Source organism: Streptomyces sp. NPDC107559 (assembly GCF_055657365.1).
On record NZ_JBVKBD010000004.1, the window covers coordinates 355,561 to 367,981 of the forward strand.

The window sequence follows — 12,421 nt, forward strand, 5'->3', positions numbered from 1 at the left end:
GCCGGCCGCTCAGCGCTGCCAGGGCAGGTCCGCACCTGCTTCGTTCGGCTGGAGTCCCTCGGCGACGATCTTCATGATCTCGCCGAGGGACTTCTGCTGTTCCGGGCTCAGCCGGTCGAACAGCGCCTGCCGTACGGCCGTCACATGGCCCGGCGCGGTGCGCCGCAGCACCTCCAGTCCCGCGTGCGTGAGCACCGCGAACTGGCCCCGCTTGTCGGAGGGACAGTCCTCGCGCCGGACCCAGCCGCTCTTCTCCAGGCGGGCGATCGCGTGGGAGAGGCGGGAGCGGGTGATCTTCGCCTTCTTGGCCAGCTCGGTCATCCGCAGCCGGCGCCCCGGCGCCTCGGCGAGCGTGACGACCAGCCCGTAGTAGATGTGCGGCATGCCCGCGTCGCGCTGGAGCTGGCGGTCGAGGTGGTCCTCCAGCAGCGTGGTGGCGTGCAGATAGGAGCGCCAGACGTGCTGCTCCTCGGGAGTGAGCCACTGGGGCTCGTCGGCGGGTGCGGAGGGGGCGGGGGGCGCCGCGGATGCCGTGTTCATGTACTCCACTGTACGAGAGTTGTCCTTGAAATTTAAACAAAGCGGGGTTAGCCTGGACGGCAGATAGCTTTAGAGTTCAAGCATCGGAGGAGCCGCCGCCATGTCCGCCGCCGCCCAGGAGCGCATGCCCGCCCTCTACCTCAGCCACGGCGCCCCGCCGCTCGCGGACGACCCGGTCTGGCCCGGTCAGCTCGCCGCCTGGTCCGCCGACCTGCCGCGGCCCAAGGCGATCCTCATGGTCTCCGCCCACTGGGAGGAAGCCCCGCTGGCTCTCGGCGCCACCCGGACCGTGCCGCTCGTCTACGACTTCTGGGGCTTCCCGGAGCACTACTACCAGGTGACGTACGAGGCACCCGGCGCCCCTGGGCTCGCCGAGTCGGTCCGTAAGCTGCTGCGCGCCCCCGGCACCCCCGTGCAGGACATCCCGGACCGGGGTCTCGACCACGGCGCCTACGTCCCGCTGGCGGAGATGTTCCCGGACGCCGACATCCCGGTCCTTCAGGTCTCCCTGCCGACCCTCGACCCGGTGCGGCTGATGGAGATCGGCCGCAGGCTCGCCCCGCTGCGCGACGAGGGCGTGCTGATCGTCGGCTCCGGCTTCTTCACCCACAACCTCGCCGCGCTGCGGCACACCGGCCCGGGGGTGCCCACCTGGTCGTCCGAGTTCGACGACTGGGGCCGGCGGGCGCTGGAGGCGCGGGACTGGGACGCCCTGCTGGACTTCCTCCACAAGGCACCGGCGGGCCGTTACGCCCACCCGCGCACCGAGCACTTCGCCCCGCTGTTCGTGACCATGGGCGCGGCGGAGGTGGCCGGCGAGCTGGACGACCAGCGGTCCGTGATCGACGGGTTCTGGCTGGGCATGGCGAAGCGGTCGGTGCAGTTCGGCTGAACCTGTGCGGTGCGGGTTCGACCGCACCCGTGCGATGCGGTCGGAGGTCCGTCGGGCGGTGGGGGCTGGAGGCGGCGTAATCCGGAATCTCCTGTGAGATCCCTTTCGGGGCCGTCTCCGTGGCAACCATCGGGCGGTGTGGACCGTCTTCAGGGTGGGAGGGCAGCCAAAGGCGGCGCTCTTCCGGAGTGAAGACAGCGGTATCGAACGTGATGGGCGTCTCGCGTACGCAGTGGTCACAGAGGGGCGTGAGGGCTTCGAGATCACTCTCGATTCCTGGCCTGACCTGGACTTCTGTACGTTCCGACGACATCGGTCCCCTTCGTGGCGGCACAGGGTACTGCATGATCAGAAAAATAGGGTGACGGGTTGGGAATTCTGTCCTGATTCCAGTCGTTGTTTCCATCGGATGCAGGGCACCCGAGCAGAGTCCGGAGAAAGCCGCGAGAGTCCCGGGCGCGGTGTCAGGCGTTCGAAGGACCATCCGCACCCACCATCGCAAGGGAGCACGCATGGCAACCCGTGCCGTCGCCCGTCGTAAGTCCGCCACCGGCGAGACGGCCGACGCGGCAAGCAGTGTTCGCACCCATGGCGGCGAGATCGCCGACCGCGACCTGGTCGGCATGTATCTCGACGAGATCGCGCGCACACCGCTGCTCGACGCAGCCAAGGAAGTCGACCTGTCCCAGACCATCGAAGCGGGTGTGTTCGCGCGGCAGGTCCTCGACGGTGAGGCGGAGTCCGACACGGACGCCACCCGTGAGGAGCTGGAGGCGCTGGACGCCGCCGGGGAACGGGCCAAGGACGTCTTCATCCGTTCCAACCTCCGGCTGGTCGTCGCCGTCGCGCGACGTTACCCGCGCAGCGGTCTGCCCCTGCTCGACCTGATCCAGGAAGGCAACGCCGGTCTGGTGCGCGCGGTCGAGAAGTTCGACTACCGCAAGGGCTTCAAGTTCTCGACGTACGCGACCTGGTGGATCCGTCAGGCGATCACGCGCTCGATAGCGGACCAGTCCCGCACCATCCGGCTCCCCGTCCACCTGGTGGAGGAGCTGGGCCGGATCCGGCGTGTGCAGCGCGAGTTCAACCGTGAGAACGGCCGTGAGCCGGAGCCCGCGGAGATCGCCGCCGAGCTCGGTTCGACGCCGGAGCGTGTCATCGACGTGCTCGACTGGGCCCGTGACCCGGTCTCGCTGAACATGTCGGTGGACGACGACGGCGACACCCAGTTCGGTGATCTCCTGGAGGACACCTCGGCCGTGTCCCCGGAGCAGTCCGTCCTCACGCTGCTGCGCAGCGAGGAGCTGGACGGCCTGATCGGCCGTCTCGACCAGCGCACGGCCTCCATCATCAAGATGCGTTACGGCATCGAGGACGGGCGCGAGCGCACGCTCACCGAGGTCGGCAAGGAGCACGGCCTGACGCGCGAACGCATCCGTCAGATCGAGAAGCACGCGCTCCTCGAACTGAAGAAGCTGGCGCGCGACACCGGGTTCGACGCGGCGGCGTGACGCGGTGCGGGCCTTCGCCTGCCGGCGTATGCACCGCCCGGCGCATGCTGGGGCGTTCACCGGATGTGGGCGCCCAGGGCCATGCGCTGGGGTCGTACGCCGGGTGGCGAAAGCCCGCGCAAACATGGCGACGTATCGCCGCTTCAACCCGCAGGGCCCCGGGAACAAGACTCCCGGGCACGGGAGTTCGGGCCCCGCGGGGCGGCCCGGGGGCCTGTCCTCGCGCCGATGAGCCATGTCCCGACGCAATCCCCCCCCGGCGCCGGGACTTTCCCAGAGTCGGGCTTCGGCGCCCATCCCCCCGGGTGCCGGAGCCCGGCTCGTCCCCTCCAGGGGAAGCGGCCGGACGCCTCCGGTGGGAAGCCGCCGGACGCGCGCCCGCTCGACGGCTTCCGGATGTGCGCACGCTGGAAAGGCGGGGCACCCCGTACCTGAACTCCGGGGTGGCCCGCCGAATGGCAGATTGTGCCACATGGGCATAGCCTGCCGAACGTGAGTACCACCCCTGTACCAGCTCCGCCCGCCTCCTCCGGTTCGTCCCTCTCCGCTCGTTCCGCTTCCGCCGGCTCCTCCACCGCTTCGTCCGCTCTCTCGCTGACCGAGCGACGCAAGGCGGCGACGCGGATGGAGATCGCCCGTGCGGCGGCACGCCTCTTCGCGACACGCGGGCTGCGCGCCACCCGCGCCGAGGACATCGCCCAGGCCGCCGGGATCGCCCCGCGCACGTTCTACCGCTACTTCGCCACCAAGGAAGAGGCCGTCGCCCCCCTGTACGCGGCGGGCGCGCGGCACTGGGCGGAAGCGGTACGCGAGGCCCCGGCCGGGCTGTCGCTGCCGCAGGCCCTCGAACACGCGGTGCGCGCGACGCTGACCCCGGGCGCCGGGGTGTCGGCGGTCTCCTGGGAGTGGGCCCGGACCCTGATCCGGCTGGCCGAGGACGGCCCGGCCCTGCGGAAGGTGTGGGCGGAGGTCTGCCACGACGCGGAGAGCGAGCTGACGGAGATCCTGGCGCGACGGCTGGCCCAGGGCGACGACATCGTTGCCATCCGGCTCACCGCGTCCCCGAGACTGCGTTTCGCCGCCGCCACCGCGAGTGCCGCGGTCCGCGTGGCGGTCGAGGTCTGGGCGGCGGGGAACGCGGCGCCGGCCTCGGCGGAGGGACCGGCGGCACTGGCGCTGGGCAACCTCACGGTGCTGCGCGGCTTCTCCTGGGAGGACGTGCGGTAAGGACGGGCGGTGGCTCACCCGCCCCCGGCCCGGACCAGGCGTCCGCCCAGCTCTCGCACGAATGCCGCCAGTTCCGCCGGTTCGCGGACCTCGAACTCGTACCCCAGGACCGCCAGCCGCATCGCCAGCCACTCCATCGGATCGCCGGTCGTGCCCCGCACCCGGCAGCCGTCCGTCTCCGTCGGCTCCGGCGGGGCGAACCAGGCCGGCAGCTTCGCCGCGACGGCCTCGGGCGGCGCGGCGAAGACGGCCTCGAAGGCGTACGTCTCCTGCCGCCGCCGGATCGACCGGCGCAGGTATTCCGCCGCGCTCCCGGTGGGCAGCTCCCGCGCGGCGAACCGCGCTCCCGTCGCGACCGGCTCGCTCACCCGGTCGACCCGGAACGTACGCCAGTCGGCACGGTCGAGGTCGTACGCGACCAGGTACCAGCGCCGTCCCGTCGACACCAGCCGGTAGGGCTCGGTGAGCCGCCGGGACCCGGTGCCGTCCGCGGCCCGGTAGGCGAACCGCAGCCGCTCGCCCCCGGCCACCGTCGAGGCGATGACGGTCAGCGTCTCGGGCGCGATGGTCGCACCGTCCCCGCTGGTCAGCGGAGTGGTCGCGGCCTGGAGGGTGGCCACCCGGTGGCGCAGCCGGGACGGCAGCACCTGCTCCAGCTTGGCCAGCGCCCGCACCGATGCCTCGTCGACGCCCTCCAGCGCGTGCCCGGCGCCCGCGCGCAGCCCCACCGCGATCGCCACCGCCTCCTCGTCGTCGAGCACGAGCGGCGGCATCGCCTTGCCCGCGACCAGCCGGTAGCCGCCGTCGGCGCCCTTGCTCGCCTGCACGGGATAGCCGAGTTCGCGCAGCCGGTCGATGTCGCGCCGGACCGTGCGCCGGGACACCCCGAGCCGGTCGGCGAGCTCGCCGCCGGGCCACTCGCGGGGCGTCTGGAGGAGGGAGAGGAGCTGGAGAAGCCGGGCCGGAGTGTCCGTCGTCATACGTGCGAGGATGCCGTACAACTAGGACATGATCTGACCTAATACGGGCCTAGGTTGCGGGTATGACCTCCACCGAGACCCCACCCACCGCTCAGCCCGCGGGTGACCGGCGCCGCTGGTTCGCCCTCGCGATCGTGATGACCGCGGCGTTCATGGACCTTGTCGACGTCACCATCGTCAACATCGCCATCCCGTCCATCCAGAAGGACGCGGGCGCGACCTTCAGCCAGATCCAGTGGATCACCGCGGGCTACGCGCTGGCCTTCGCCGCCGGGCTCATCACGGGCGGCCGCCTCGGCGACATCCACGGCCGCAAGCGGCTGTTCCTCGTCGGCATCGGCGGGTTCACGATCGCGTCCGCGCTGTGCGGCCTCGCCGCGAACCCGGAGATGCTGGTCGCCTCCCGGATCCTCCAGGGCGGCATGGCGGCGATGATGGTGCCGCAGGTCCTGTCCATCGTGCACGCCACCTTCCCGGCCCATGAGCGGGGCAAGGTGTTCGGACTGTTCGGCGCGATCGTCGGACTGGGCGCGGTCTCCGGGCCGCTGCTCGGCGCGCTGCTGACGGAGTGGAACCTCTTCGGTCTCGAATGGCGCCCGATCTTCCTCATCAACCTGCCGGTCGGCATCGCGGGCCTGCTCCTCGGCCACCGCTTCATCACCGAGTCCAAGGCGCCCAAGGCCCTCAAGCTGGACCTGGTCGGCGTCGTGCTGGTGACGCTGGGCCTGCTGATGCTGCTCTACCCGCTCACCCGCGGGCGTGAGCTGGGCTGGCCGGTGTGGGGGTACGTCTCGATGGCGGGCTCGCTCGTCGTCTTCGGGGCGCTGGTGGCGTACGAGCGGCGCAAGGCCGCGAAGGACGGCTCCCCGCTGGTCGAGCTGTCGCTGTTCCGGGTGAAGAGCTTCGCGGCCGGCATCGCCGTGCAGACCGTGTTCGGGGTCGCGCTCGGCATCTTCTTCCTGGTCTGGACGCTGTACATGCAGATCGGGCTGGGCTGGAGCCCGCTGCGGGCGGGCCTGACCGGGGTGCCCTTCTCGATCGCGGTGTCGGCGGCGGCGGGCCTGTCGGTGCAGCAGCTCGTGCCGCGTTTCGGACGCAAGGTGCTCCAGGCGGGCGCGCTGCTGATGGGCGTGGGTGTGCTGATCTACATCGGCGAGTCCGAGCGGTACGGGCTCGGCATCGCCTCCTGGCAGATGGCGCTGCCGCTGGTCGTGATGGGGCTGGGCATGGGCCTGATCGTCGCGCCGCTGACGGACGCGGTGCTGTCGGAGGTGCCGCGCGAGCACTCCGGTTCGGCGTCCGGGCTCATCAACACCGTGCAGCAGATGGGCAACGCGCTGGGGCTCGGGCTGGTGTCGGTGGTCTTCTTCGGCGAGATCGGCGACCGGCTGACCGCGGTCCAGGTGGGACCGGCCTTCGTGAACGCCTTCCAGCACGCGCTGGTCTGGGTGGCCGTGGTGATGGCCGTGATCTTCCTGCTGATGTTCGCTCTGCCGAAGCGGCCGGCGCAGCACGTGGAGGGCGCGCCGGAGCCGGACGCCGGCCCGGCGGAGCAGGGGCCGGAGCCGGAGCCGGTGTCCGCGTCGGCGCCCGCCTCGGAGCTGGTGTCCTGAGCCACCGGTTTCGATCCGGACGAGACGGCGGTGCCTGCGGGCGCCGCCGTCTCTGCTTTTCCCGGCGTCGCCGTCCCCGGCTCCTCCGGGCGCCGCCGTCTCCGTCTCCCCGGTCCTGCGGCGAGCGCCGCGGAAGCCCGGGAAGCCGACCTGGTAGCCCGTCCGGAAGCCCGTTTGTGTCTGCTTGATGCCCGAACCTGTTTACTTTCCGGAAGTCCGGACGTAGTGTCCTAGTGAAACCACAGATTCGGGCATCAGTCGGAGGCGAACGGACATGTACGCACCGGAGCGACAGCAGGAGATCCTGCGGCTCGCCCGTGACGGCGGCCGGGTGGACGTGCTGTCACTCGCCGAGGAGTTCCAGGTCACCGCGGAGACGATCCGCCGCGATCTGAAGGCCCTCGACCGCGCGGGCCTGGTCCGCCGGGTCCACGGTGGCGCCATACCGGCCGGACGCCTCGACTTCGAGCCCGACCTGGCCGAACGCGAGTCCACCTCGGCGGACGAGAAGGACCTCATCGCCAAGGCGGCCCTCACGGAACTGCCGATCGAGGGAACGGTGATCCTCGACGCCGGCACGACGGTCGCCCGCCTGGCCGCGGCCGTCCCGCTGGACGCCTCGCTCACCGTCGTCACCCACAGCCTGCCGATCGCGGCCCGCCTCGCGGACCACCCCGGCATCCAGCTCCACCTCGTCGGCGGGCGCGTACGGCACCGTACCCGCGCCGCCGTCGACGCCTGGGCGCTGCGCGCGTACGGCGAGATCCGGGCCGACGTCCTCTTCGTGGCCGCCAACGGTTTCTCCGCCGAGCACGGTCTGACCACCCCCGACCTGGCCGAGGCCGCGGTGAAGCGGGCCGCGATCGCCGCCGCCCGCCGCGTGGTGCTGCTGGCCGACTCCGCCAAGCACGGGCAGGAGCACTTCGCCCGCTTCGGCGGCCTGGGCGACGTCGATCTGCTGATCACCGACAGCGGGCTCAGCCCCGAGGACACCGCCGTCATCGAACGCGGTGGCACGGAAGTGGTGCGCACATGATCCTCACCGTCACCCCCAACCCGTCCCTCGACCGCACGTACGAGGTGCCCTCACTGGAGCGCGGCGACGTCATCCGCGCCACCGGCGAGCGCGTGGACCCCGGCGGCAAGGGCGTGAACGTCTCGCGCGCCGTCGCGGCCGCCGGGCGGCGCACGGTCGCCGTGCTGCCCCTGGGAGGCGCGCCGGGCGCGCTCGTCGCCGAACTCCTCGACGCACAGGGCATCGAGGTCGCGCGGGTCCCGGTCGCCGGTGCCACCCGCTCGAACATCGCCCTGGCGGAGGCGGACGGCGTCCTGACGAAGATCAACGCGCCGGGTCCCGAACTCTCGCCCGACGAGCAGGAACTGCTGCTGGAGACGGTGCGTGAGCAGTCGGGCGACGCCGACTGGATCGCCTGCTGCGGGAGCCTGCCCCGAGGTCTCACGCCGTCCTGGTACGCCGACCTGGTCGCGCGCGCCCACGCCGCGGGGGCGCGGATCGCCCTGGACACCTCGGGCCCCGCGCTGCTGGAGGCGCTGCGCGAGCGGCCCGACGTGGTGAAGCCGAACGCCGAGGAACTCGCCGAGGCCGTCGGGCGCCCCCTGTCGACCGTGGGCGACGCGCTGAAGGCCGCCGAGGAACTGCGCGCGAGGGGCGCCGGCGCCGTGCTCGCGAGCCTCGGCGCCGACGGGCAGCTGCTCGTGGACGCCGAGGGCGCCTGGTTCGCCGACGCGCGGGTCGACGTCGTACGCAGCAACGTGGGCGCCGGTGACGCCTCGCTGGCCGGCTTCCTGATCGCCGGCGGCAGCGGCCCGCAGGCGCTCGCCTCGGCCGTCGCGCACGGCGCGGCCGCCGTCCGGCTGCCCGGCAGCGTCATGCCCACCCCGGCCGACCTGGCCCCGGCGGCGGTGACGGTCGCGACCGAGATCCCCACGGACCGCGAGCTGACGGAGCCGGTGTCGTGAACCCCCGCCCCGCCGCCCCCGCCTTCCCTCACACCACCCCCGTCCCCCTGCGCGTCCGGTTCACCTCCCGGGCGATACGCGTGCGAAGGAGCCCGCGATGAGCGACCTGATCACCGCGGACCTGGTCGACCTCGACCTGTCCGCCGACACCAAGGAAGCGGCGGCACGCGCCCTCGCCGAGCGCATGGCCGCCCGGGGCCGGGTGACCGACCTGGAGGGCTTCCTCGCCGACGTCGCCGCCCGCGAGGCCCAGATGCCCACCGGGCTCGACGGCGGCATCGGCATCCCGCACTGCCGCAGCGCGCACGTCACCGAGCCGACGCTCGCCTTCGGACGCAGCCCGGCCGGGATCGACTTCGGCGCGGCGGACGGCCCGGCCGACCTGATCTTCCTGATCGCGGCGCCGGCCGGCGCCGACGACGCTCATCTGACGATCCTGTCCTCGCTGGCCAGGCAGCTGATGAACGAGGAGTTCACCTCCGCGCTGCGGTCGGCCGGGGACGCGGCCGACGCCGCCGCGCTCATCCGCGGCGAGAAGGCTCCGGCCGACATCGGGAAGCCGTCCGACGGCGCGCCCGCGGACGCCGGGGCCTCCGTCGACGCCGGGGCCTCCGTCGACGCCGGGGCCTCCGTGGGAGCCGGGGCCGACGAGCCCGCCGCCCAGGACACCGCCGTGGCGCCGGGGGCGGCCTCCGCCGACGCCACGGCGGGCAGCGGTACGACGGTCTCGGCGCCGGCCGCCACGGCCGGCCCCGCCGACGAGGGCGGGCGCCCCTTCCGTATCGTCGCCGTCACCTCCTGCCCCACCGGGATCGCGCACACCTACATGGCGGCCGAGTCGCTGGAGAGCGCGGGCCGCGAGGCGGGCGTCGAGGTCGCCGTCGAGACCCAGGGTTCGGCCGGCTTCACCCGGCTCGACCCGGCGGTCGTCGCCGCGGCGGACGGTGTGATCTTCGCGCACGACGTCCCCGTACGCGACAAGGACCGCTTCGCCGGCAAGCCGACCGTCGACGTCGGGGTGAAGGCGGGCATCAACCGCCCCACCGAACTCATCGCCGAGGTCCGCGGCAAGGCGGAACGCGGCGAGGCCACCGCGACGGCCGCCACTGCCGGCACCGGTACCGGTGCCGGCACGCCGGTCGAGCGGGCCGGTGGCGCCACCGAGGGCTACGGCACCAAGCTGCGCACCTGGCTGATGAGCGGCGTCAGCTACATGGTCCCGTTCGTCGCCGCGGGCGGTCTGCTGATCGCCCTCGGCTTCGCGATCGGCGGCTACAAGATCAACAAGGCGCCGTCGGTCATGGACCACTTCGTCTGGACCCAGACGGACAGCTGGGCCGCGCTGCTCTTCCAGATCGGCGTCGTGTCCTTCGGCTTCCTCGTCCCGGTCCTGGCCGGCTACATCGCCTACGGCATGGCGGACCGCCCCGGCCTGGTCCCCGGATTCGTCGGCGGTGCGATCTCGCTGACCATCAACGCGGGCTTCCTCGGCGGTCTCGCGGCCGGTCTGATCGCCGGCGGTGTGGTGCTGTCGATCCAGCGGGTGAGGGTCCCGGCCGCGATGCGCGGCATCATGCCGGTGGTCGTGATCCCGCTGATCTCCGCGGCGATCGTCGGATTCCTGATGTTCGTGGTCATCGGCAAGCCCATCGCCGCCGCGCAGAAGGGCATGACCGACTGGCTGAACCACCTCACCGGCTCCAACGCCATCCTGCTCGGCGGCCTGCTCGGCCTGATGATGTGCTTCGACCTCGGCGGCCCGGTCAACAAGGTCGCGTACACCTTCGCCACCGCCGGTATCGCGGTCGCCGCCCCGAGCGACTCGGCCATGAAGATCATGGCGGCCGTGATGGCGGCCGGCATGGTGCCGCCGCTGGCGATGGCGCTGGCCACGACCGTGCGCGGCCGGCTCTTCACCCAGACCGAGCGGGAGAACGGCAAGGCCGCCTGGGTCCTGGGCGCCTCCTTCATCACCGAGGGCGCGATCCCGTTCGCGGCGGCCGACCCGCTGCGGGTCATCCCGTCCGCGATGGCGGGCGGCGCGGTCACCGGGGCGCTGTCGATGGCCTTCGGCGCCACCCTGCGCGCCCCGCACGGCGGCATCTTCGTGGTGCCCCTGATCGGCAACCCGCTCCTGTACCTGGTCGCCCTCGCCGCGGGTGTCTGCGTCACGACGGCTCTGGTCGTCCTCCTCAAGGGCCTGCGCGCACCGGTCGCCGAGGACCCGGCCGCGCAGATACCGGGCGCGGCCACGGCGGAGGCGCAGCGCAAGCAGCCGGTGGCGGCGTAGGCGCCCGTACGGGCGGACCGGACGGCCGCGGTTCCCGGGAGACCGGGAACCGCGGCCGTCCGCATGTCCCTTCGGGGTGATGCGAGTTGCCCGGCACCTGTCTGCGCCGATCCTCCGCAGCTGTCCGCGAACATACCGACTGTCGTAATCGCTGCGTCTGCCGCAACTGCGACAACTGCCGTATCTGCGAGATGCGTCACGGTACGGGCCTGATGCGCGACCGCTGGTGTCTACTGGACCGCATGCCAGAGCATCTCTCGATCCCTCAGCTGGCCGGTGTGGCGGTACTCGCCCTGGCGGCGGCGGTCGTCTGGGTGATGTGCCTGACCCGCGTCCTGCGCCGCAGTCCCGGCGGCGGCCGCGACGGGGCCTCCGGGTGGCGTTCCGGCCGCCGGGCCGACCTGGCCGCCCTCCCCGTGCTGCCCGCACCCTCGGTGCTGTCCGCGCTTCCGGCCCAGCGGCAGGCGGGCCCGCAGCTGGAGTCCGTGGAGCTGACTCCGGCGGAGGAGGACGCCTTCGCGGGCCTGGTCAGGCGGTTCGGCGCGGGCGGCTGACCGGGCGGGCCGAATCCTGGGCGGGCTTCGTGGTGTCCGTCAGGGGCGGCGTGCTGTGTCCGTCGGGACGTGCCGTGTCCGTCAGGAGTGGCGTGCCGCGCGCCGTTCCATCGCCTCGCGGGCCGCGTCCTCGCTCGGGTAGACCTCGCACATGTGCCGGCCGTCGGGCGTCTCCGTGTGCTCGACCTCCCACAGCGCGATCTCCCGGCCGTCCCGCAGCAGGAACGCGTGCTCGTAGAGCGCGAAGCACAGGCCGATCCGGCCCGCGCGGCAGGGGCGGCCGAAGGCCTGGGTGATCTGGTGGGCGAACGCCGACGCCAGCAGTTCGGCCGTGTCCGGGCCCGGACGGTCCGGGTTCTCCGCCCGGCGCAGCAGCCGACGCGCGTGGTCCGCCGAGTCGTCCGGCGTGTACGCGTGCCGCGGCTGGGGGAGTGGCGAGAGCTGCACCAGCACCGGCAGTTCGAAGTCGGGGGCGTCCGGCGGTAAGGGAAGCCGGGAGGTGGCGGTGCGCAGCTCCTCCTCGTCGACGTACACCTCATGGTGCGGGTCGCTGCCCGCCGTGGTGTTGTGGACGAGCTCCCACAGCGTCAGTGCCGAGCCGTCGGCGAGCAGCCAGGTGTGCCGATAGGTCTCGCGGTGCAGTCCCGCGCTGTGGTGCGCGGAGTGCAGCGAACTGTCGTGCGCCAGCGCGCAGTCGAGGCGCCGGATCACCTCGTCGGGCAGCTCGAAGGAGTTCAGGGCACGACCGAGAAGTCGCGCGAGGTGCTCTTCCGGAGACTCGGGCGACTCGGGTGGTTCGTACGCTGCGGTCTCGTACGGAACGCTCAAGGTTTC

Annotated in this window: 11 protein-coding genes and 1 pseudogene; 8 read left to right on the forward strand and 4 right to left on the reverse strand. The window is 72.5% G+C overall.

Features of this window, described 5'->3' with window-relative positions; genetic code table 11:
* Positions 1-9 precede the first annotated feature (9 nt).
* On the reverse strand, positions 10-540 hold the full coding sequence (locus ACZ7OY_RS16195) for a MarR family winged helix-turn-helix transcriptional regulator (protein ID WP_471911965.1): 531 nt from the start codon (positions 538-540) through the stop codon (positions 10-12).
* A 100-nt stretch (positions 541-640) separates the two neighbouring features.
* Between ACZ7OY_RS16195 and ACZ7OY_RS16200 the strand changes: the two genes are divergently transcribed.
* The gene (locus ACZ7OY_RS16200; protein WP_471911966.1) at positions 641-1,432 is read left to right on the forward strand and encodes a dioxygenase family protein; all 792 of its coding nucleotides are present in this window, start codon (positions 641-643) and stop codon (positions 1,430-1,432) included.
* 52 nt (positions 1,433-1,484) lie between these two features.
* Here ACZ7OY_RS16200 and ACZ7OY_RS16205 read toward each other — a convergent pair.
* Positions 1,485-1,745: pseudogene (locus ACZ7OY_RS16205) on the reverse strand (GNAT family N-acetyltransferase); the annotation flags it as partial.
* Between the two features lie 199 nt (positions 1,746-1,944).
* Here ACZ7OY_RS16205 and ACZ7OY_RS16210 point away from each other — a divergent pair.
* Together ACZ7OY_RS16210 and ACZ7OY_RS16215 are read left to right on the forward strand one after the other, a co-directional pair.
* The gene (locus ACZ7OY_RS16210) at positions 1,945-2,943 is read left to right on the forward strand and encodes a sigma-70 family RNA polymerase sigma factor (protein WP_351614790.1); all 999 of its coding nucleotides are present in this window, start codon (positions 1,945-1,947) and stop codon (positions 2,941-2,943) included.
* A 624-nt stretch (positions 2,944-3,567) separates the two neighbouring features.
* Positions 3,568-4,170, forward strand: a complete 603-nt coding sequence (locus ACZ7OY_RS16215; protein ID WP_471912100.1) for a TetR/AcrR family transcriptional regulator — start codon at positions 3,568-3,570, stop codon at positions 4,168-4,170.
* A 14-nt stretch (positions 4,171-4,184) separates the two neighbouring features.
* Here the strand turns inward: ACZ7OY_RS16215 and ACZ7OY_RS16220 are convergent, their stop codons facing one another.
* Complete coding sequence (locus ACZ7OY_RS16220) at positions 4,185-5,150, reverse strand: helix-turn-helix transcriptional regulator (RefSeq protein WP_471911967.1); 966 nt, start codon at positions 5,148-5,150, stop codon at positions 4,185-4,187.
* A gap of 62 nt (positions 5,151-5,212) precedes the next feature.
* Between ACZ7OY_RS16220 and ACZ7OY_RS16225 the strand changes: the two genes are divergently transcribed.
* The 5 genes from ACZ7OY_RS16225 (at position 5,213) to ACZ7OY_RS16245 (ending at position 11,587) form a co-directional block, all read left to right on the forward strand.
* Entirely contained in the window at positions 5,213-6,763 is a 1,551-nt protein-coding gene (locus tag ACZ7OY_RS16225; RefSeq protein ID WP_471911968.1) for an MFS transporter, read from the forward strand.
* A gap of 274 nt (positions 6,764-7,037) precedes the next feature.
* Positions 7,038-7,799 carry a DeoR/GlpR family DNA-binding transcription regulator gene (locus tag ACZ7OY_RS16230; protein ID WP_471911969.1) on the forward strand — a complete coding sequence of 254 codons (762 nt, stop codon included), beginning with the start codon at positions 7,038-7,040 and terminating at the stop codon, positions 7,797-7,799.
* Positions 7,796-8,743 (forward strand): 1-phosphofructokinase, encoded by a 948-nt coding sequence (gene pfkB / locus ACZ7OY_RS16235; RefSeq protein WP_471911970.1) that lies wholly within the window; start codon positions 7,796-7,798, stop codon positions 8,741-8,743. The genes ACZ7OY_RS16230 and pfkB overlap by 4 nt, the downstream gene beginning before the upstream one ends.
* 97 nt (positions 8,744-8,840) lie before the next feature.
* Entirely contained in the window at positions 8,841-11,033 is a 2,193-nt protein-coding gene (locus ACZ7OY_RS16240) for a PTS fructose transporter subunit IIABC (RefSeq protein WP_471911971.1), read from the forward strand.
* A 242-nt stretch (positions 11,034-11,275) separates the two neighbouring features.
* Entirely contained in the window at positions 11,276-11,587 is a 312-nt protein-coding gene (locus ACZ7OY_RS16245; RefSeq protein WP_471911972.1) for a hypothetical protein, read from the forward strand.
* 81 nt (positions 11,588-11,668) lie between these two features.
* Here ACZ7OY_RS16245 and ACZ7OY_RS16250 read toward each other — a convergent pair whose 3' ends face one another.
* The gene (locus ACZ7OY_RS16250) at positions 11,669-12,415 is read right to left on the reverse strand and encodes a DUF6227 family protein (RefSeq protein WP_471911973.1); all 747 of its coding nucleotides are present in this window, start codon (positions 12,413-12,415) and stop codon (positions 11,669-11,671) included.
* Between the last annotated feature and the right edge of the window lie 6 nt (positions 12,416-12,421).